The following is a 21,112-nucleotide window of genomic DNA, read 5'->3' as shown; positions in this document are numbered from 1 at the left end:
TCTGCTGCGCCTTGCCCGTGGCGAAGGTCCCGCCGATGGCGCATTGCTTGCTCCAGCAATAGACTGTTAACCCTAATAGACCGTTAAGGCGCTGATTCCCCACGAGAAGGCTTTCCATGAACAGCTATAGCCACATCGACCGCCCATCACCGTTCACGCAGCGCTCTCCTGCGTCCCGTCCTGTCTATCTCGTTTCGCCATCGGACATCGAGAACGGCGCGATCGAGGCCTCGATGCTTGGCTGGGCGCGCAATGCGGGTTTCGCGGCCGAGCCTGGCAGCCTGCTCCTCGTTCCCGGAGCGGACGGCGAGCTTGCTGCGGCACTCTTCGGGTTCAGCGGTGAAACGGAAGAGGCATTTGCAGCCGGCAGGCTGGCCAAGCTCCTTCCCGCCGGCGACTGGCATGTCGAGAGCGCGTTGGCACCGCAGAAAATCGCACTCGGCTTCGGCCTGGGGAGCTATGTGTTCGGCCGTTACCGGAAGGACAAGCAGAGGCAGGTTCGGCTTGCGCTTCCCGACGACATTCGGGTCGATGTCGAGCGGCAGCTTGCCGGTGTGTTCCTTGCCCGTGACCTGATCAACATGCCCACCAACGACATGGGGCCCGAACAGCTGGAAGCCGCATTGCGCGCTCTCGGCAAACATTACGGAGCAAGCGTCACATCCATCGTCGGCGATGAACTTCTGGCTCGGGACTTCCCGCTCATTCACGCTGTTGGTCGTGCCAGTCCGCAAGCACCCCGGCTCCTCGAGCTGCGATGGGGCAGGGAGGGTGCACCGCGCATCGTCCTGGTCGGCAAGGGCGTCTGCTTCGATACCGGTGGCCTCGACATCAAGAGTGCAGCCAACATGGCCATCATGAAGAAGGACATGGGCGGCGCGGCGAACGTCATGGGTCTGGCATTGATGATCATGGATGCCGGTCTGGACGTGGAGTTGCGGGTGCTCATCCCTGCGGTCGAGAATTCGATCGCCGGCAATGCATTCCGCCCCGGAGACATCTATCGCAGCCGCAAGGGGCTGACGGTTCAGATCGACAATACCGATGCGGAAGGCAGGCTCGTGCTTGCCGATGCTCTTGCGTTCGCCGACGAAACGCCCTGCGATCTGCTCGTGGACATGGCGACCCTCACCGGCGCGGCGCGCGTTGCGCTCGGGCCGGACGTGGCGCCATTCTTCACCGACGACGATTCCCTGGCGGCGCGTCTGTCGGCCATCTCGTCCGAGGAGAACGATCCCATGTGGCGGCTGCCACTGTGGAAAGGCTATGACAAGGACCTGAAATCGCGTGCCGCCGACATCACCAACGCGCCTTCCGGCGGAATGGCAGGGTCCATCACCGCCGCGCTCTTTCTTAAGCGCTTCGTCCGCCCGCAGACGCGTTGGGCGCATTTCGACATCTATGGCTGGACCCTCTCGGAGAAGCCGCATGCCCCAGTCGGTGGCGAGGCATTCGCCATCCGAACGCTTTACCGGTATGTCCGGGAACTCGCACGGCAATGATCCTCTAACCGCTTCGCACTAGCATAACGCTCCTGTACTCTGAGGCGCATGTCGCCGTAGCTGAACCTTTCCGTTGATCTGGTTCACGGCAGTGTATGCGTACTGAACATGGAAGATGCGATGACATTGGACAGACGGCTCCACGCCTTCCGGGCGGATCTGGCAGACGAGGCCCTGCGGGGGCAGGTGGAGGCTGCGCGCTTCGTGACCGGCGTCCCCGCGCAGGTCGGCGTGCCGGTCGTGCCTTTGAGGTCCAGGCCGGATCCAGACTGCGGCATAGATACCGAACTCCTGCTCGGCGAAGCAGTCCGCGTCTTCGAGCGGGCTGACGGCTGGGCATGGGTGCAGTCCTGCGGGGATGGCTATGTCGGGTATCTGCCGACGGACGTGCTAAGGGAGCCCGAGGAGACGACGCACATCATCTGTGTCCAGCGCACCTTCCTCTACCCGCGCCCGGAACTGCGCCATCCTCCCGTCTTTTCACTGTCCATGGGAAGTCGCGTCAGGATCGTGGGAGCGACGGAAACCCGCGGCACGGCATACCTCGTCCTGCCCGACGGGACCGCACTCATCAGATCCCACTGCCGGCCGCTCGCCGAGACACCGCCGGAAGACTACGTCGATGTGGCGGCGCGCTTCCTGGAGACGCCCTATCTCTGGGGTGGCCGCTCGGGTTTCGGCATCGATTGCTCCGCGCTCGTGCAGTTGTCGCTGATGATGGTCGGCCAGTCGGCGCCGCGTGATTCCGACATGCAGGCGGCGATCGGAACGGAAATCACGAGGGAGGAGCTTCGCCGCGGCGACCTCGTTTTCTGGAAGGGTCATGTCGGCATCATGGAAGATGCCGAGACACTGCTGCACGCCAACGGGCATACGATGACGGTGGCGCGGGAAAACCTCAATGCCGCGATCGAGCGGATAGGATGGCTCTACAGCCGTCCGACCGGCTTTCGCCGCCTCGCGCCGTTCACGCGATCGTAAACATGGCGGCGTGGCACCTATCGAATGAAGCGCCTATCTTCCTTCGATTCGAGGGATGAAGATGCTGAAACGCGCCTGGATATTGCCGCTTCTGATGCTGATCGCCATAGGTTTCGCAGCGCTCATGCCGGCCAGGGCCGCAGCCGATGACGAGTTCCGGCGCAAGCCGTTGAACGTCTACAAGGATCTCCCAGGCGTCGTTCCGGAGGAGGAGCGAGTCCGGCGCGACAGCTACAGCTGCACGACGAGCATCGAGGACGTCTATGTCGGGCGGGGGCGCTATGACATCCTCTATGGCGATGTCGCACCGCGTCGCGTCTACCGATGCGAGAGCGAGAGCGGCCTTACCTATTCCGGCACCCGCCCGCCCGACACGCACTGGGTTCCCGGTCTCAATCCGCTTCATCTGCCCGAGTAGGCAATCTTTATGCCGCCTCGCGTTTGCGGGCGACCTTATCTTGCGAAGTCGGGAAGGATCATTGACGCGGCGCCGGGCGTGCCCCACAACCATGACCTGACAGAGGCACGTCGGGGAGGAGACCGGTGTTCCACGCATCGATGAAATTTGCAGTTGGCGAGGACGTCGAGGCTGTCCGCGAGACGGTCCACCGGTTCGCCCAGGAAAGGCTTGGCCCCCGCGCGGACGAGATTGATCGTACGAACGAGTTTCCGCGCGATCTCTGGCCGGAGCTTGGCGCCCTCGGCTTGCTTGGCATTACCGCCGATCCGGAACTCGGGGGTTCGGGGCTGGGCTACCTTGCCCATGTCATTGCCGTTGAGGAAATCGCCCGCGCCTCGGCCTCCACGTCGTTGAGCTACGGCGCGCACTCGAACCTCTGCGTCAACCAGATCAACCGCAATGCTTCCCCTGACCAGAAGAGGCGTTATCTGCCGAAGCTGTGCTCGGGCGAGTATGTCGGGGCGCTTGCTATGTCGGAGCCCGGCGCTGGTTCCGACGTCGTTTCGATGAAGCTGCGTGCCGAGAGGCGCGGCGACCTCTATGTGCTGAACGGCAGCAAGATGTGGATCACCAATGGCCCGGATGCCGATGTGCTGGTTGTCTACGCCAAGACCGACCCATCGGCGGGTGCCAAGGGCATCACGGCCTTTCTGGTGGAGAAAGGCTTCAAGGGCTTCTCCACGGCACAGAAGCTCGACAAGCTCGGCATGCGGGGGTCCAATACCTGCGAACTTGTCTTCTCCGATTGCGAGGTTCCGGCCGAAAATGTCATGGGAGCCGAAGGAGAAGGCGTCCGTATCCTCATGTCTGGCCTCGACTATGAGCGCGTTGTGCTCGCCGCCATTGGAGTGGGGATCATGCACGCCTGCCTCGACGTGGTGATGCCCTATGTTCACGAACGTAAGCAGTTCGGCCAGGCGATTGGCGAGTTCCAACTGATCCAGGCGAAGATCGCCGACATGTACACTGCCATGAATTCCGCGCGTGCCTATGTCTACGCCGTCGCGGCCGCATGCGATCGTGGCGAGGTCACCCGCCAGGATGCTGCCGCCTGCTGCCTCTACGCATCCGAGCAGGCCACGCAACAGGCGCTTCAGGCCATCCAGGTTCTCGGCGGCAATGGCTACATCAACGATAACCCCACCGGCCGCCTGCTGCGGGACGCGAAGCTGATGGAGATCGGTGCCGGCACGTCCGAAATTCGCCGCATGCTGATCGGTCGGGAGCTCTTCCGCGAGACGGCCTGAGGCACTGATCGCTGCAAGGATGTCGGGCAACCGGTATGTCAAGTTGCCTAAGGTGGCCATTTCCGCAGAAGAAATGGCTTGTGTATACCGCCGGCATCGCCGATGACTGTCGTGCGCCGGCGGGGTCCTAGAGCATCCCGGACGGCTGAAGTCGTGTCCGCGAGGAGGTAGCATGTCCACGAAGCTCATCATTCCCGACCTTTCCGAAAAAGCCGTTCTGATCACCGGCGCCTCGACTGGCATCGGTGCGGCGCTGGCCCGGGAATTCGCCGCGCAGGGGGCGCTTGTCGGCCTTCACTACAACGCAAGCGTAGACGCCGCGAAGACCCTGGCGGAGGAGATCGAGGCAGCCGGAGGGCGGGTCCACCTGGTCCGCGGCGATGCCTCCAAGTCGGGAGAGATGGCCCGCGTGGTCGAGGAGACGGCGGACGCCTTCGGTCGCCTCGACGGGCTCGTCAACAATGCCGGTGGCATGGTCGCGCGCGTGGCCTATGCCGAGATGACGGACGAGCATTATGATGCGGTGATGGACCTCAACGCGCGTTCCGTCCTGGCAGCGTCCACCGCCGCGATACCGCACCTGAAGAAGAATGGTGGTTTCATCATCAACACAACCTCCATCGCTGCCCGCAACGGGGCGTCGAACGGGGCCGGCATCTATGGTTCGTCGAAGGCCTTCGTCTCCAACGTGACGCGAGGCATGGCGAAGGAATTGATTCCGTTCGGGATCCGCGTCAATGGCGTGGCGCCGGGCACCATCACCACGCCCTTCCACGAGCGCTACTCGACCCCTCAGCACCTGCAGGCGGCGCTGGCCACCATTCCGCAGGGTCGCCTTGGCATTGCCGAGGATTGCGTTGGCGCTTACCTCTTCCTCGCCTCCGAGAAACTGTCCGGCTACATCATCGGGCAGGTCATCGAGGTCAATGGCGGGCAACTGATGCCGTGAGACAGGTGGTGCTGGCGCACCGCCACACCATCGAAGGCAATGGCGGCCGCTGACTGTGCGGCCGCCGGGCTCGTTACGCAGCTGATCGCCTCAGTTGCGCTCCCAGTACCAGGCCGCATACATCATCTTCCGGTCGTGCCCGCGGCTCTTGAGGAACTTCCGGATCGAGCGGACGTCCTCCTTTTCGCAGGCCACCCAGACAAATGTCTTGCCGTCGGCATTGGCGATTGCTTCCTTGCCCGCCTCCGCCAGCACGTTGGTAGAGCCGGGGACATAGCTGTTCCGGTGCAACCATCGGATATCGATGGAGCCGGAGGTCGCAAGCGGTTGTTCTTCCGCCGCATCGGCCACCTCGATGATCGCCTTCATCCGGGTGGTGGAGGGGACCTCCTCGGCGATGCGGGCAATCGCCGGCAGGGCGCTTTCGTCGCCGATGAACAGGATGGAATTCGCAGAAGGAGCATCACCGCCACCCGGTCCCAGCAGGCCAACGAGTTGTCCCGGTTCTGCGTCGCGGGCGAAATCGGCACCGGGGGTGGCGACGCCGTCTGCCGGGTGCTGCAGGAAGTCGATCCACAACTCGCGCCGGTCCCTGTCGACGCGACGGATCGTATAGACCCGGACCAGAAGCTCGTCTTCTCCCTCCGGCCAGGCAACCCGGCCGTTTTCCTGCAGGCCCGGCCAGACCGGTGCCCGCCCCTTTGGCGGCACCAGGATGCGGACATGCATATCGCCGCCCGTGAACGGTTCGATATCTGGGCAGGAAAACCTGACGCGACGCATGCGGGGCGTGACATCCTCGGCGGAGACGACGGTCACCTCGTGGATGTTCGGTAGCCGGGCGAGAGTGGTGGGGTTTGACCAGGTCAGCTCCAGCGGGTCGTCACCGGCGAAGTAGAACAGGTGTTCGGCGAGCATGACGCGGGTACCCTGCAGCGTTTCCTCGGTGGTGCAGGCAAGATCGATCAGCAGCTTTCCGTCCTCGAGACGGATGCCGGCCGTGCCGTCCTGGTTTTTGAGGACGACGAGATCGCCGTCGCGCTGGACCTCCGAATGTTCGATGAAGTGCTCGCAGACTTCCTCGAGCATGCCGAGGGCATCCTTCGGCAGCGCAACGCCGGAGAGTTTGAACTGCTGGGCTGCATTCATGAATGGTCTTCCTTTTGGGGATTGTCGCTTGAGTATGGGAGGGGGGCTCCAGTGCCGGTCGGCTCCGCCGTCACCCTGTGACGGCCGATCGGCAACATGATGGGACGCCCCGAGATCGGATCGGAAATGATGCGGCTGTCCAGGCCGAAGACGTGGCGAACGGTCTCTTCCGTCAAGACCTCTTCCGCAGGTCCGGAAACATGCAGGCGCCCTCGCGCCATGGCGACAAGATGATCCGCGTACCGCGCCGCCAGGTTGAGGTCGTGCAGCACCATCACGATTGTCGTGCCGCGCGAGTGGTTGAGGTCGGTGAGGAGATCGAGAACCTCGATCTGGTGGCTGACATCCAGGAAGGTGGTCGGCTCGTCGAGCAGGAGCAGGTCTGTCCGCTGCGCCAGCGCCATGGCGATCCATACCCGTTGCCGCTGCCCGCCGGAAAGCTCATCCACGGGTCGTTCGGCGAGCCCGGCCGTCTTCGTCATCTCCAGCGCCGCCGCAACCGCCTCGTCGTCTCCGCGGCTCCAGCGGGAGAACATGCCTTGGTGAGGATGTCGGCCCCGGCCTACGAGATCGGCTACGGTGATGCCTTCGGGGGCGATAGGCGATTGCGGCAGGAGGCCAAGCATTTTAGCCAACTGCCGCGGTGGCATGTGGTGGATCGACTTGCCGTCGAGAAGGACCTGCCCGTTGTGAGGCGAAAGAAGCCGGGACATTGCGCGCAGCAGGGTGGATTTCCCGCAGGCGTTGGCACCGACGATTGCAGTGATCCGGCCGGGGGGCACGTCCAGGTCCAGACCGTTCAGGACGACGGTATCGCCATAACCGGCGGAGAGGGCCTTGGCAGCCAGGGTGTGAGTGATCATAGGGACCCTCCGCTGCGATTGACGCGTATGATGAGGTAGATCAGGTAGGGCGCGCCGAGCGCACCGGTGACGACCCCCACCGGATAGCGGCTGGGCAGCAGGAACTGCCCTGCATAGTCAGCGAGCATCACAAGGACTGCCCCGAGAAGGGCGGCCGGCAGCAGTATGGACCCGTTCCCGCCGACAAGACGGGCCGCGATGGATCCCGCCAGGAAAGCGACGAAGGACACCGGTCCCGCCACTGCGGTTGCGACGGCGATGACGCCTACGGCCGCGATCATCACGGTGATGCGGGTGGCGGCCACGTTCGTCCCGAGTGCGGCAGCTGTATCGTCCCCGAGCCTCAGTGTATCGAGGTCGCGGGCGCGGCTGAGGAGGAGTCCGCCGAAGAGGAAAAGCGCGACCAGCAACGGCAGGGCCTGGCTGGTCTGCGTGCCGTTCAGGCTTCCGGCAAGCCATCGCATGGCCTCCTGCAGGCTCCAGGCAGGCGCGCGCGAAAGCGTGTAGGCGATGAAGCTCTCGAGCATTGCGGCAACGCCGATGCCGATCAGGATCAGCCGCGTTCCCGCCACGCCATCCCGGAAGGAGAGGCCGTAGATCGCCATGGCGACCCCTAGGGCGGCAACCACCGCGAATACCGAGACGGCCGGACCGTTCATCTGCAGGACGACGATCGCAAAGACGGCCGCCGCGCTGGCGCCGAGGTTGATGCCGATGATATCAGGACTGGCGAGAGGATTGCGAAGCATGATCTGGAACGCGGCTCCCCCCAGGCCGAAGCTCAGCCCGGTCAGCACGGCAAGCACTGCCCGGGGCAGCCGTAACTGCCCTACGGTGAAGCTTGCCCCCTGAACCTCCTCGCCGAACAGCACCCGGAGAACCTCCCCGGGCGGCGTGAAAGTCTGCCCGAGCATGAGCGTCAGGGCAAAAAGCAGCACGACCAGGGTGAGGAGCGAGCCGATCACCAGTCGCCGCCGCCGCATGCGGCTCGCGCGCCCGTTCCAGACGATGTCGATCGAAGATGCTTGCATGGTCACAGTTCGCGAACCCGTTGCCGCCGGACGATCCAGATGAAGAAGGGCGCGCCGATGAAAGCTGTGACAACGCCGACCTCCAACTCGTTGGGGCGGGCGATGATGCGGCCCATCACGTCTGCCGCAAGAAGCAGGGAGGCCCCTGCGAGGGCGGCGAAGGGCAGCAGCCAGCGGTGGTCGACGCCGACCAGCAGGCGGCAGAGATGCGGCACGACGAGCCCGACGAACCCGATCGGTCCACACACGGCGGTGGTGGCGCCGCACAGGAGGATTGCCGAGAGCGCTGCGGTGGCGCGTGCGAGGGCCACGCGCTCGCCAAGGCCGGTTGCAATCTCGTCGCCGAGCGCCAGGGAATTCAGTCGCCGCGCCGAGATGAGGGCGAGGAGCACGCCGCCAACAAGGAAGGGCGTGACTTCGCCTATTGCGCTGAAGGTTGCCCCGCCGACGCCGCCGATCCGCCAGGACTGGATGCCTCCGGCAATGTCCGCGCGTGGCAGGATGATCGCCACGACCAGCGATGCGAAGGCGATGGATGTTGCCACGCCGGCAAGGGCAAGCTTGAGCGGCGTCGCGCCGCCACGGCCCAGCGACCCGATGGTGTAGACGAAGACCGCCGTGACACCTGCTCCGAGGATCGCGACCCAGATAAAAGCCTGTGAGGAGGTGATCCCGAACCATGCGACCCCAACCACGACAGCGAGCGATGCACCGAGGTTGACGCCCAGGATCCCCGGATCTGCGAGCGGATTGCGGGTGACGCCCTGCATGATGGCTCCGGCCAGTCCCAGGGCGGCCCCGGCCGCGCCTGCCAGAAGGGTGCGCGGAATACGCACCGTCACCGCCGCCTGGTCGATCGTCCCGCTGGCGCCGCCCAGCGCAGCTACGACTTCGCTCCAGCCGACGGATCGGGTGCCGACCGCGACGGAGAGGCCAAGCAGCAGCGTGAGGCCAGCGATTACCGTCGCCAGCCAGAGCAGTCGCATCCCCTCCGCGCCCGTCGTCATTCTGTTTTTGCTGCTGCCTTTGCCAGCAGCTCCACGTAATCATCGAGAACCCAGCGTATGGAGAGCGGCGTGGGATTGGCCGCCGTGCCGAGCGGATTTCGTCCCAGCATGACGATCGCGTCATGGGCGACAGCCGGCATTCTCGACATCAGCGGATCGGCCGCCAGCGCTTTCTTCAGATCCTCGCCGCCATAGGTGACGACGATGTCGACATCATCGAACGCATCGATCTTCTCTGCGCTGATGCCGCCAGAGAACTGGCCGGGACGGGAGGCCTCTGCCACGCTACTGGGCATGCTCAGGCCGAGGTCCTGGAAGAACTTCACCCGCGTGTCGCTGGTCGTATAGAAATTGATGACGCTGAGGTTGGTCGTGTCCAAATGGGTGACGAACATTGCCGACTTGCCCTCGAGCTCGGGATGCTCGCTTCTCGCCTTGGCGATGTCAGCCTCGATCCGGTCGATCAGCGCCTGTCCTTCCTCCTCCATGCCGAGGCCGGCGCTGTTGAAGCGGATCATCTCCCGCCAATCCGTCGCCCAGGGCGATTCCGGATAGGCGATGACCGGCGCGATCTGGCTCAGCGTTTCGTAGTCTGCTCTCGACAGTCCAGAATAGGCAGCAAGGATCACATCGGGATTGGTGGCGGCCACACTCTCGAAATCGATCCCGTCGCCCTCGTCGAAGAGCACGGGCGTCTCTGCCCCTAGCTCGTTCAGCCTCTCCTCTACCCAGGGAAGCAGCCCGTCGCCGTTATCGTCACCGAAATTGGCTGCCGCAAATCCGACCGGAACGATGCCGAGCGCCAGCGGGACTTCGTGGTTCGCCCAGGCGACGGTCGCCACACGTTCGGGCTTGCTGGCAATGGTCGTCGTACCGAACGCGTGCTTGACGGTGATCGGATACCCCGCCTGCTGGGCCGACGCCCCCGTGGTGGATAGCGAGCAGGACGCAATCGCGAGTGCGGACAGGAGAACGAAACGCAGCAACGGGAGAGATCCTCCTTGGCAATAACTGGAGTGTCCGTGTCATCTTAGATTGCGTCCGTCAAGTCCTCCGCAGGCTTGTCTCCATGCCCTGCGGAAGTTTCCGGGGCTTCGTACAAGACCGCAGGAATCGACAATACTGGATTAAAGCTATCAAGTTATGGGCGGATGAGGTACAGGCCGATCGCTGCCATCGCCAGGGGTTTGAGGGGGAACTCCTGCAGGCCGCAGATGCAGCTCGTGCCAACCGGCTGCTGCTGCGGCCGGGCTCCAGCAACATAGTGATCAGTTTCCGGGTTGAATGATGAAGATCCATAGGCGAGGCGGTAATCCCACGGGGGGCAACATGGCAGGGTGGCAGGCGATCCTGCTGAGTTGCACGGCATTGGCGGCCATCTCGGCCACGTCAGCCGTGGCCCAGGACGGGTCAGAGGCCGCCGGCGGCACCCAACTTGAAACCATCGTCATAGAGGGCAGCGGAAACGGCGACGATGACGCCCGCACGATCGTGGCGAGGAAGGCCACTGGCGTCGGCAAGATGCCGACCGAAGTCCTGCAGACGCCCGCTTCGGTTTCGGTCATCACCTCCAAGGAGGTCCAGGAACGTGGTGCCTCGACCGTCGAGCAGGTCGTCCAGTACACGGCCGGCGTCGTCACCGACTTCTACGGGTCGGACGACAGGTTCGACTACTTCGACATTCGTGGCTTTACCCCCTACACCTATCGCGACGGCTTGCCGATCGGCCGGACCTTCGGCGCAGCACGGGAAGAGCCCTATGCGTTCGAGCGGATCGAGATACTGAAGGGCACCAGCTCGGCGGGCTTCGGCGCGGCAGAGCCCGGCGGCTCGGTGAACTACGTGACCAAGCTTCCCAAGAGCGAGCGCTTCGGGGAAGTCTACGGCACCGTGGGCTCCTTCTCGCACAAGGAAGCGGGGATCGATTTCGGCGACAACATCACCGAAGATGACACGCTCTCCTATCGCCTGACCGGCATCTATCAGAATGCCGATGCCGAGTATGATCATTCCCAGGACAATAAGAAGTTCATCATGGGTGGTCTGACATGGCGTCCCACAGACCTGACAAGCCTGTCGTTCGTCTTCGATCACCTGAACACGGATGGCGTTCCCGGCAGCGGCGGCCACCCGATCGGGTCCGATTTTGACCGCGACCGCTTCTTCGGCGAACCGGACTACTATTTCCGGACGACCAACCGGAACACCTACAGCGTGATGCTCGATCATGACTTCGGTAACGGGCTGACCTTCGGCTCCAATGCAAGGTACATGAAATCGGCTGACGCATTCGGCGGCGCCTACCTGTCGAATACCCGCACCGACGGCTCCAATCTGGCGGACCGCTATTACTTCGGCAGCGACAAGTCGAGCGAGCAGTTCGTCGTCGACGCGAATCTTATGTACGAAACCCGCTTCAACGATGTGGAAAGCCGCACCCTCGCAGGCGTCGACTACAACAACTTCAATTCTCAGAATTTCGGCCTGTATATCCCCGGGGCACCGAGCATCAACTGGATGAATCCGGTCTACTCCGGGGGGCCTGCCTCGACAGCGCCCAATTCAGGCACGCGCAACGACCAGACGACCAAGGGCATCTACGTCCAGCAGGACCTGACGTTCTTCGACAGGCTGACAGCGAGCGTCGGTCTGCGGAACGACTGGCTCGACCTGCGTGAAACCAACCTGTTCACCGGCGTCGTCAAGGAGGGCGATTACAGCGAGTTCACCAAGCGCTTCGGCCTGAGCTACAAGATCACCGATGAGCTGGCCGCCTATGTCAGCTACGCGGAGTCTGTCGCGCCTCCGGGTGCAGGCAACGAGCCGACGACCGGCAAGCAGTACGAAGCCGGCATCAAGTATCAGCCGGAGGCCTTTCCGGCGCTCTTCACGGCTTCGGTGTATGACCTCACGAAGGGGAATATCACCGTATACGACAGCGTGACCTACCTGCCGACCACGGTCGAAGAGGTACGTCATCGCGGCATAGAGCTCGAGGCCAAGGCGGAAATCACCGATAACATCGGCCTGATCGCGGCCTATACCTATATCGACTCCGAGATCAAGGAGCCGGGCGGAGCGAATGACGGAAATCGCCTGATGCGGGTGCCTGAGCATATGGCGTCCATCTGGGGCACCTACACGCTGCCAGGAAACGGCATCCGAGGGGACATGACGTTCGGTCTGGGAGCGCGCTATGTGGACTCCTATTTCACGAACATCACAAACACCATAGCCTCGGAAAGCGCCGTGGTGTTCGATGCTTCGTTCACCTATGAGATCAGGGAGAATACCACGCTCCAGCTGAACGCCAGCAATATCTTCGACGAGAAGCATGTTGCGAGCCAGGACGGCGGCGGCGTCTACTACAATCCCGGCCGCGCAATCTACGCCACGCTGCGCCAGACCTGGTGACAACGCAAATCCCCGCCCGGGTCAGTTCGGGCGGGGAACTATCGGTAGCGCTGCAGGCGGCGCCAGGACGCAGGGGTATCGCCGGCGACCTGGCGGAAGGCCTTGGTAAGATGGGCCTGGTCCGCAAATCCAAGCTGCAGGGCAATGTCGGCAACCGTCAGATCGGTCTCGGTCAGCAGCTTCTGTGCCAGCGCAACCCGGCGCGTGCGCTGCCACTGCTGCGGCGTCTCGCCGGTCGTCTGCTTGAAGACGTGGGTGAACCAGCTCTCCGACAGCCCCACGGTCTGGGCCATCTCGGCAACGCTGAGGCGCCCGTCGGTGCGCGCATCGAACCGGCCATGCAGCTTTTTAAGCTGCGCCTGCGTGAGCCGGCCGCCGGCCGGGGCCTTCTCTTCCGCCGGAAGATCGAGAAGTGCAGTGGCTATGCTGCCGACGAGGCTTTCGCCATAGACGGCGTGCCTGGTGGGTGCGGCAAGCTCCTGGACCAGCAGACCCGCCAGCGTCTCGATCGGTCCGACATTCTCGATCTCGACAGGCCGGCGCAGGATGGAACGTGCGGCCGCTCCTCCCAGGGCCGGGGCGATGAAGCGCAGAAGCCGGTCGCTGTGGAGGTGGATATCGAGATGCGAGAAGCGATGCGAGGAGGTGAAGGCCGTCCAGAGCGGGACGCCTGCCGGCACGTAGACCGCTCGTGTCATTGGCCGCGCGTCGCGTCCGATGCCGCCTTCCCGGTTGGTCATTTGGATATGCGGCGATACGTCGTTGAAGAAGATGACGATTCGCGGGTCGGGAGAGAGGTAGTAGGCCTTCGCTCCCGACTGGCCCTCTGCATCCCAGTAGACGCCGACGATGCCGTCGAAACTCCTCCACTGCGCAGGCACGAGCGGGCGGATACCCTCCGTGTAGCAGGTCATCGAGTGTCGGTAGCTCAATGGCGTTTCCTGAAGGCGGCGTAACGTCGCCGGGTATGAGAGTGATGACGGGCTGGCACGGCTGGACATCTCGGTGATGCCCTATCGTTCAGGCCATTGGATAGACCTGAAACGACCGTCCCGATTTAACCTGAACATTCTCGTCATGTTTGTCCATGCCCTGAGCGGATTTTCTACCGTCTGCCGTTCGTCGAGGACACGGCTGGCACAGAGGCACAGGCCTCGTCGCAATTGTCGTTCGCGGCAAGCAAACGGTGTCGCCGCTACGCACTGCCCTTTATGCGGTTGCATTCCCCCTTCTGATGCCAGCCTTCGTACCGGATGACGCATCGAACAAAGCTTGCTAGTCTTCGAAGGCAATCGGCTCCGGAATAGGCTTTTCGCGAATGCTGGCACCCAATTACGATCTGGTCCTGGTGTTTGCCTCGATCGCGGTATCGATCATGGCTTCCTTTACGGGCCTGACGCTTACGAGGGGCATCAACGCTCTGCCGGATGTGCGGCGGAAGTTCATGATCGTCATGGCATCGATGGCGCTCGGCGGCGGCATCTGGTCCATGCACTTCGTCGCGATGCTGGCGATGAGCCTGCCCGTCCCCATCAGCTATGATGCGATCAGCACCCTTGGCTCGGCGCTGATCGCCATCCTGATGTGCGGCATTGCCATCCTGATCATGCACTATGTCGGGCGCACCTGGATCCATACGGCGGTCGCCGGGACGATTCTCGGAAATGGTATCGTCGTCATGCACTATGTCGGCATGTCCGGCATTCGCGGCTGCTTGCCGACCTTCGAGCTGCCGGGCGTCGTGCTGGCCGTCCTGGGCGCGACGGCTATGGGGATTGTGGCGCTGCGGATTTCCTATGTTCGCCGCTCGACCGGCCATATCTTCCTGGGCGCCATCATCTTCGGGCTGTCGGTCGTCCTCGTGCACTTCGTCGCCGTCGGCTGGACCGGTTTCCGTGTGGGCGAAGGATCAGGCGACGTTGCGCCGCTGATCGACAATGGCATTCTGGCACTGCTGGTCATGCTGTCGGCCTTCGTGATCTGCGGGACGTTCCTGCTAACGGCGACCAACTTCGTGCTGGTAGGCACGTCCGAGGCATCGCCTTCCGTTTCCGCCTCCGCTCCGGTGACGAACACGCCCAAGCCGCAGCCCGAAACGAACGAGGCGCAACTGCCGGAGCATGGTCGCCTGCCCTACGAGCGCGACAAGCGCATTTATTTCGTTGAACCGTCGAAGGTCGCGGCCATTCGGGCGGAGGGGCATTATTCCATCATCTACACCTCCGATGAAAAGCTCTTCTGTCCCCTCTCGATATCCGTGATCGAGAAGCGGCTCGACCCGCAGCAGTTCCTGCGTACCCACAGGAGCTACCTCGTCAATATCGAGCAGGTGGCGGCCTTCGAGCGCGCAAAGGACAACGGTCGATGTCTGTTCGAGGGAGTGGCCTCCCTCAAGTCCGCACCCGTCAGCCGCGCCTTCGTGCCGCGCGTTCGCAGCGCCTTGAGCATCTAGCGAGCTCAATCGGCCTTTTTGCGCGTTTCGTGCAGCTATTTCGCATTTCGTGCAGAACCGTTCGCCGCCAGGGTCTTCGACGTTGCGGCGGCAGATGTCCCCTTCATCCTTCCATTAGAGGCGTGCCTGCCGGCTCGCTTCGTTTCTGGGAGGAAATCGATGATACCGGCACCCTTTGAATACCACCGCCCGGAGTCCGTCGAGGCGGCGGTGAAACTCATCGCCGACTTCGGCGACAGCGCCCGCGTGCTCGCCGGCGGCCACAGCCTTATCCCGATGATGAAGATGCGCATGACCGACATCGCGCATCTGGTCGACCTGCAGAAGATCGGCACCCTGAAGGGCATCCGGATCGACGGACGCAGCGTCACCATTGGTGCCATGACGACGCAGCACGAACTGATCGAAAGTACAGCGCTCGCGAATGTCGCTCCGATCCTTCGCGAGGCCGCGCTGCAGATCGCCGATCCGCAGGTGCGCTATGTCGGCACGCTCGGCGGCAACGTCGCCAACGGCGATCCCGGCAACGACATGCCGGCCCTGATGCAGTGTCTCGACGCGAGCTACCACCTGCAAGGTCCAGATGGGGCTCGCACGGTGAAGGCGCGTGACTTCTATGAGGCTGCCTATTTCACCGCTCGCACGGACGAAGAAATTCTCACCGCGGTCAGTTTCGAGGCGCCGGCCGGCGGCCACGCCTATGTGAAGCAGAAGCGCAAGACCGGCGACTATGCCACGGCCGCGGCCGCGGTGGTGATCGCAAAATCCGGCGGCGCCTGTTCCGCCGCATCGATCGCCATGACCAATCTTTCCGACACGCCCGTCTGGTGCGAGGCGGCGGGCGACGCGCTCGTCGGCACTGCACTGGGCGCCGCCGATGTTGAAAACGCGGTCAATGCGATGCTCGAGGTCATCAACCCCCAGGACGACAACAAGGGTCCGGTGGCCTTCAAGCGCCACGCAGCCGCCGTTGTCCTGCGCCGCGCGATCGAACGCGCCGCGTCCCGCGCCTGAAGGAGTTTCCCATGAGCAAGACGCACATCAAGATGACGGTCAACGGAAAGGCCGTGGAACTGCTCGCAGAACCCCGTGAACTGCTGATCCACGTGCTCCGCGAGGAGCTTTCGATCACCGGTCCCCATATCGGCTGCGAGACCACCCATTGCGGCGCCTGCACCGTGGACATGGACGGAAGGTCGGTCAAATCCTGCACCGTCTTCGCTGCCCAGGCGAACGGCGCCAGCATCACCACGATCGAGGGCGTTGGAACCCCGGACGGCCTGCACGTGCTGCAGACGATGTTCAAGGAGCATCACGGCCTGCAATGCGGCTTCTGCACCCCGGGCATGATCACGCGCGCCTATCGGCTGCTGCAGGAAAAGCCTGATCCGACCGAAGAGGAGGTCCGCTTCGGCATGTCCGGAAATCTGTGCCGCTGCACCGGCTACCAGAACATCGTCAAGGCGATCCTCGCCGCGGCGGCTGAACTCAATGCGGTCAAGGAGGCGGCACAATGAACGAGATGACACCCCCGAACACCGAACGCGCTGCAGCCCTCAAGGGCTTGGGTTCCTCCCGCAAGCGCGTCGAGGACGCCCGCTTCACCCAGGGCAAGGGCAATTACGTCGACGACATCAAGATGCCCGGCATGCTGTTCGGCGATTTCGTCCGTAGCCCTTATGCCCACGCCCGCATCACGTCGATCAACGCCGACAAGGCGAAGGCGCTTCCCGGCGTGATCGCGGTGCTGACCGCGGCCGATCTCGCGCCGCTCAACCTGCACTGGATGCCGACGCTCGCCGGCGACGTGCAGATGGTGCTGGCCGATGGCAAGGTTCTGTTCCAGGGCCAGGAGGTCGCCTTCGTCGTGGCCGAGAACCGCTACATCGCCGCCGACGCCGTCGAACTGGTGGAGGTCGACTACGAGGAGCTTCCGGTTGTCGTCGATCCGTTCGCGGCCGAGGCTCCGGATGCGCCGGTTCTGCGCGAGGATCTCGCGGGCAAGACCGAGGGCGCGCACGGGCCGCGCCGGCACCACAACCACATCTTCACCTGGGAACAGGGCGACAGGGACGCGACCGAGAAGGTGCTCGGCTCGGCGGACGTGGTGGCCGAGGAGATGGTCTACTATCACCGCACCCACCCCTGTCCGCTGGAGACCTGCGGCTGCGTCGCGTCGATGGACAAGGTCAACGGCAAGCTGACGGTCTGGGGCACCTTCCAAGCGCCGCATGCGGTGCGCACGGTCGCCTCGCTCATTTCGGGCATCGCCGAGCATAATATCCGCATCGTCTCGCCGGATATCGGCGGTGGCTTCGGCAACAAGGTCGGCGTCTATCCGGGCTATATCTGCGCGATCGTCGCCTCCATCGTCACCGGCGTTCCGGTGAAGTGGGTCGAGGACCGGATGGAAAACCTGATGGCCACCGCCTTTGCCCGCGACTACTGGATGAAGGGGAGGATTTCGGCGACCAGAGACGGCAAGATCACGGGCCTGTCATGCCACGTCACGGCCGATCACGGCGCCTTCGACGCCTGCGCCGACCCGACCAAGTTCCCGGCCGGATTCTTCAACATCTGTACCGGCTCCTACGACATCCCGGTCGCGCATCTGGCGGTGGACGGGGTCTACACCAACAAGGCGCCGGGCGGCGTCGCCTATCGCTGTTCGTTCCGGGTGACGGAGGCGGCCTATTTCATCGAGCGGATGATCGAGGTTCTGGCGATCAAGCTCGGCATGGATGCGGCCGAACTCCGGCGCAAGAACTTCATCCGCAAGGACCAGTTCCCCTATCACTCGGCGCTGGGCTGGGAATATGACTCCGGCGACTACCACACCGCCTGGGACAAGGCGTTGAAAGCTGTCGACTACGACGGGCTGCGCAGGGAGCAGGTCCAGCGGATCGAGAATTTCAAGGCCGGAAAGACCCGCAAGCTGCTCGGCATCGGCCTCACGCATTTCACCGAAATCGTCGGTGCAGGCCCGGTCAAGAACTGCGACATCCTCGGTCTCGGCATGTTCGACAGCTGCGAAATCCGCATCCATCCGACGGGATCGGCGATCGCGCGTCTCGGCACGATCAGCCAGGGCCAGGGCCATGCCACCACCTTCGCCCAGATCCTCGCCTCCGAGATCGGCATACCCGCCGACGACATCACGGTGGAGGAGGGCGACACGGACACGGCGCCCTATGGTCTCGGCACCTACGGCTCACGTTCCACGCCGGTCGCGGGGGCGGCGACGGCAATGGCCGGCCGCAAGATCCGCGCCAAGGCGCAGATGATCGCCGCCTATCTGCTGGAGGTCCATGACGACGACGTCGAATGGGATGTCGACCGCTTTGCGGTCAAGGGTGCGCCCGAGCGCTTCAAGACCATGAAGGAGATCGCCTTCGCCGCCTACAACCAGGCGATCCCGGGTCTCGAGCCGGGTCTGGAGGCGGTGAGCTATTACGACCCGCCGAACATGACCTATCCCTTCGGCGCCTATATCTGCGTCATGGAAATCGACGTCGATACCGGCGAGCACGAGATCCGCCAGTTCTACGCGCTCGATGATTGCGGCACACGCATCAATCCGATGATCATCGAGGGTCAGATCCATGGCGGTGCGACGGAAGGCTACGCCATCGCCATGGGTCAGGAGATTGCCTACGACGACATGGGCAACGTGAAGACCGGAACCCTGATGGACTTCTTCCTGCCGACGGCCTGGGAGACGCCGCACTACACGACCGACTTCACCGTCACCCCTTCGCCGCATCACCCGATCGGCGCCAAGGGCGTGGGCGAAAGCCCGAACGTTGGTTCGGTGCCTGCCTTTTCCAACGCCGTGCATGACGCGTTCCGTGCCTTCGGGCTGACACAGACGCACATGCCCCACGATCACTGGCGGATCTGGAAGACGGCGTACGAACTCGGCCTGCACGGCTGAGGATGCGGAAAGCGGGCCGGTACGCGGCCGGCCCGCTTCTTGCCGGATGGATGCGATGACCTGGAAGACGTTGAAGCAGGACCTTGCGGAGCATGGCTATGTCGCCTCGAACGACCTCGCCATGGCGCTGCATCTTGCCGTGACAATCGGCAAACCACTGCTGCTCGAAGGAGCGGCGGGCGTCGGCAAGACACAGCTCGCCAAGACCCTGGCCGAACTGTTCGACACCCGCCTCATCCGCCTGCAATGCTACGAGGGCCTCGACGCGGCTGCCGCCATCTACGAATGGAACTACCAGCGCCAGCTCCTTTCGATCCGGGCCGCGACTGAAAGCGGTGGTGGTGCCGCCGACGACATCGAGGATCGGATATTCTCCGAGAAATACCTGCTCGCGCGGCCGCTTCTGGAAGCGATCCGTCAGGACAAGGCGCCGGTGCTGCTTCTCGACGAGGTCGATCGCGCCGACGAGGAATTCGAGGCCTATCTGCTGGAACTCCTGTCGGATTTCCAGGTGACGATCCCCGAACTCGGCACCATCACCGCGAAGACGCGGCCCCATGTGATCCTGACCTCGAACGGCACGCGCGACCTGTCGGACGCCCTGCGCCGCCGCTGCCTCTATTCCTATGTCGATTACCCCGACCGGGCGACCGAGCTTTCGATCCTCGCCGCCCGCCAGCCGGGCCTGGAGGCGCGGCTTTGCGAGCAGATCGTCGGCGTCGTTCAGGCGCTTCGCAAGGAGGATCTGGAGAAGAAGCCGGGCGTCGCTGAGATGCTGGACTGGGCGGCGGCGATCGCCGGCCTCGGCATCAACGACCTCGCCGACGATCCCGTCGAACTTCAGGCGACGCTCGTCTGCCTGCTGAAAACCCAGGCTGACCGCGCCGCCGTGCCGATCGAGGTGCAGCAGCGGCTTGTCGGAAAGGCGGCCTGATGCGCGCGACCCGCTTTCCCGAACGCCAGACGGTCCCCGAACGCATGGCGGGCTTCATGGCCCATCTGCGGCTGAACGGGCTCAATGCCGGCATGCCGGAGAGCGAGATGGCCCTTGCCGCGCTTTATGCCATCGATGCGACGGACCGCGACGAGGTGCGGCTTGCGCTGAAATCGGTCTGCGCCCGTGGCGCGGATGGCTTTCGCGCCTTTGACGAACTCTTCGACGCCTATTGGCTTGCCGATGGCAGGCGGCGCGAGCGGCCGGGGCGGGAACGCCAATTCGAGCGCCGGCCGCCGCGCCAGACCTCCAACATTCGCGAGATGATGGAGAGCCGCGCCAGCGGCGGCGTGGCGGACGTCCCGGACAGCGACGGCGAAGGTGAAAGCGAGGCCGGCGGGGCCGGACGCCTGCTCGCCTCGCGCATCGAGGCCGTGCGCCGTGCCGACCTTCGCGGTCTCGTCACGCCGGACGAACTGGCCGAAGCCGAGGCCGTCGCCCGGCAGATTGCCCGTGCGCTGCGCGACCGGCGCTCGCGGCGGCGCAAGGCCGCGCGCCGCGGCGCCATGCTGGATCTCCGCCGCATCGCCCGCCGTTCGGTCGCCCATGGCGGCGATCCCGTCGAACTCCTGCGCCGGCGCCGGCCGGACCGGCCGGTGAACATCGTCGCGATCTGCGACGTGTCGGGCTCCATGAGCGTCTATGCGCGCATCTTCCTCGCCTTTCTGCAGGGGCTCGTCAGCGTCGACAGCCGCACCGACGCCTTCCTCCTGCACACGCGGCTCGTGCGGATATCCGACGCGCTGCGCGACAATGATACCTTGAGGGCGGTGGAGCGGCTGTCGCTGATGGCGAACGGCTTTGGCGGCGGCACGAGGATCGGCGCCAACCTGAAGCAATTCAACGATCAATATGCGCGCGGCTTGGTGACGGGAAGAACCGTAGTGGTGATCCTCTCCGACGGCTACGACACGGATCCCGCGGATCAGATAGGCACCGAACTCGCCCGGCTGAGGCGGCGGGGCTGCAAGATCGTCTGGCTCAATCCGCTGAAGGGCTGGGGGGGTTACGAGCCGGTGGCGCGCGGCATGGCGGCGGCGCTGCCGCATCTCGATCTCTTCGCCGCGGCCAATACGCTTGATGCGCTCGCGGCGCTTGAACCGCATCTTCGAAAGGTGTGAGCGGAGGA

18 protein-coding genes are annotated in these 21,112 nt (G+C 63.9%); 12 read left to right on the top strand and 6 right to left on the bottom strand.

Annotation, left to right across the window (positions count from 1 at the left end):
* The first annotated feature begins 116 nt into the window (after positions 1 to 116).
* The 5 genes from FN060_RS15955 (at position 117) to FN060_RS15935 (ending at position 5,139) form a co-directional block, all read left to right on the top strand.
* Positions 117 to 1,502, top strand: a complete 1,386-nt coding sequence (locus FN060_RS15955; RefSeq protein WP_142588965.1) for a leucyl aminopeptidase family protein — start codon at positions 117 to 119, stop codon at positions 1,500 to 1,502.
* A gap of 120 nt (positions 1,503 to 1,622) precedes the next feature.
* Positions 1,623 to 2,483, top strand: coding sequence for a C40 family peptidase (locus tag FN060_RS15950; protein WP_142588964.1), 861 nt, complete (start codon positions 1,623 to 1,625; stop codon positions 2,481 to 2,483).
* A gap of 61 nt (positions 2,484 to 2,544) precedes the next feature.
* Positions 2,545 to 2,901, top strand: a complete 357-nt coding sequence (locus FN060_RS15945; RefSeq protein WP_142588963.1) for a hypothetical protein — start codon at positions 2,545 to 2,547, stop codon at positions 2,899 to 2,901.
* 140 nt (positions 2,902 to 3,041) lie between these two features.
* The gene (locus FN060_RS15940; protein ID WP_183949775.1) at positions 3,042 to 4,190 is read left to right on the top strand and encodes an isovaleryl-CoA dehydrogenase; all 1,149 of its coding nucleotides are present in this window, start codon (positions 3,042 to 3,044) and stop codon (positions 4,188 to 4,190) included.
* A 172-nt stretch (positions 4,191 to 4,362) separates the two neighbouring features.
* Positions 4,363 to 5,139, top strand: a complete 777-nt coding sequence (locus tag FN060_RS15935) for an SDR family NAD(P)-dependent oxidoreductase (protein WP_142588961.1) — start codon at positions 4,363 to 4,365, stop codon at positions 5,137 to 5,139.
* Positions 5,140 to 5,229: 90 nt separating this feature from the next.
* Here FN060_RS15935 and FN060_RS15930 read toward each other — a convergent pair whose 3' ends face one another.
* Genes FN060_RS15930 through FN060_RS15910 form a run of 5 tightly spaced genes read right to left on the bottom strand, consistent with a single transcriptional unit; the run spans position 5,230 to position 10,172 of the window.
* Entirely contained in the window at positions 5,230 to 6,288 is a 1,059-nt protein-coding gene (locus FN060_RS15930) for a DUF2218 domain-containing protein (protein ID WP_142588960.1), read from the bottom strand.
* Complete coding sequence (locus FN060_RS15925) at positions 6,285 to 7,151, bottom strand: ABC transporter ATP-binding protein (RefSeq protein ID WP_077548581.1); 867 nt, start codon at positions 7,149 to 7,151, stop codon at positions 6,285 to 6,287. The genes FN060_RS15930 and FN060_RS15925 overlap by 4 nt, the downstream gene beginning before the upstream one ends.
* Positions 7,148 to 8,182 carry a FecCD family ABC transporter permease gene (locus FN060_RS15920; RefSeq protein WP_077548582.1) on the bottom strand — a complete coding sequence of 345 codons (1,035 nt, stop codon included), beginning with the start codon at positions 8,180 to 8,182 and terminating at the stop codon, positions 7,148 to 7,150. Before FN060_RS15920 ends, FN060_RS15925 begins: the two co-directional genes overlap by 4 nt.
* 2 nt (positions 8,183 to 8,184) lie before the next feature.
* Positions 8,185 to 9,189, bottom strand: coding sequence for a FecCD family ABC transporter permease (locus tag FN060_RS15915; protein WP_142588959.1), 1,005 nt, complete (start codon positions 9,187 to 9,189; stop codon positions 8,185 to 8,187).
* Complete coding sequence (locus FN060_RS15910) at positions 9,186 to 10,172, bottom strand: iron-siderophore ABC transporter substrate-binding protein (RefSeq protein WP_425312190.1); 987 nt, start codon at positions 10,170 to 10,172, stop codon at positions 9,186 to 9,188. Before FN060_RS15910 ends, FN060_RS15915 begins: the two co-directional genes overlap by 4 nt.
* 304 nt (positions 10,173 to 10,476) lie before the next feature.
* On the opposite strand from FN060_RS15910, the gene FN060_RS15905 reads away from it, so the two are divergent.
* Entirely contained in the window at positions 10,477 to 12,603 is a 2,127-nt protein-coding gene (locus FN060_RS15905) for a TonB-dependent siderophore receptor (protein WP_425312181.1), read from the top strand.
* 38 nt (positions 12,604 to 12,641) lie between these two features.
* Here the strand turns inward: FN060_RS15905 and FN060_RS15900 are convergent, their stop codons facing one another.
* Positions 12,642 to 13,535 carry a helix-turn-helix domain-containing protein gene (locus FN060_RS15900; protein WP_142588956.1) on the bottom strand — a complete coding sequence of 298 codons (894 nt, stop codon included), beginning with the start codon at positions 13,533 to 13,535 and terminating at the stop codon, positions 12,642 to 12,644.
* A 386-nt stretch (positions 13,536 to 13,921) separates the two neighbouring features.
* Here FN060_RS15900 and FN060_RS15895 point away from each other — a divergent pair, with 386 nt between their 5' ends.
* The 6 genes from FN060_RS15895 to FN060_RS15870 all read left to right on the top strand — a co-directional run bounded on the left by FN060_RS15895 (position 13,922) and on the right by FN060_RS15870 (position 21,104).
* Positions 13,922 to 15,055, top strand: a complete 1,134-nt coding sequence (locus FN060_RS15895; RefSeq protein WP_077548587.1) for an MHYT domain-containing protein — start codon at positions 13,922 to 13,924, stop codon at positions 15,053 to 15,055.
* Positions 15,056 to 15,214: 159 nt separating this feature from the next.
* A complete protein-coding gene (locus tag FN060_RS15890; protein WP_142588955.1) occupies positions 15,215 to 16,069 on the top strand; it encodes an FAD binding domain-containing protein in 855 nt (284 codons plus the stop codon).
* Positions 16,070 to 16,080: 11 nt separating this feature from the next.
* Positions 16,081 to 16,572 (top strand): (2Fe-2S)-binding protein, encoded by a 492-nt coding sequence (locus FN060_RS15885; RefSeq protein ID WP_142588954.1) that lies wholly within the window; start codon positions 16,081 to 16,083, stop codon positions 16,570 to 16,572.
* A complete protein-coding gene (locus tag FN060_RS15880) occupies positions 16,569 to 18,989 on the top strand; it encodes an aerobic carbon-monoxide dehydrogenase large subunit (RefSeq protein WP_142588953.1) in 2,421 nt (806 codons plus the stop codon). Before FN060_RS15885 ends, FN060_RS15880 begins: the two co-directional genes overlap by 4 nt.
* A 46-nt stretch (positions 18,990 to 19,035) precedes the next feature.
* Positions 19,036 to 19,923, top strand: coding sequence for an AAA family ATPase (locus FN060_RS15875; RefSeq protein WP_425312180.1), 888 nt, complete (start codon positions 19,036 to 19,038; stop codon positions 19,921 to 19,923).
* Positions 19,923 to 21,104, top strand: a complete 1,182-nt coding sequence (locus tag FN060_RS15870) for a vWA domain-containing protein (protein WP_210310695.1) — start codon at positions 19,923 to 19,925, stop codon at positions 21,102 to 21,104. The genes FN060_RS15875 and FN060_RS15870 overlap by 1 nt, the downstream gene beginning before the upstream one ends.
* Positions 21,105 to 21,112: the final 8 nt, after the last annotated feature.

This window comes from Pseudorhizobium halotolerans (assembly GCF_902153235.2).
Classification (GTDB): domain Bacteria; phylum Pseudomonadota; class Alphaproteobacteria; order Rhizobiales; family Rhizobiaceae; genus Neorhizobium; species Neorhizobium flavum.
Note: the sequence above shows the minus strand (reverse complement) of the source record. Positions and strands in the feature narration are given on the sequence as shown.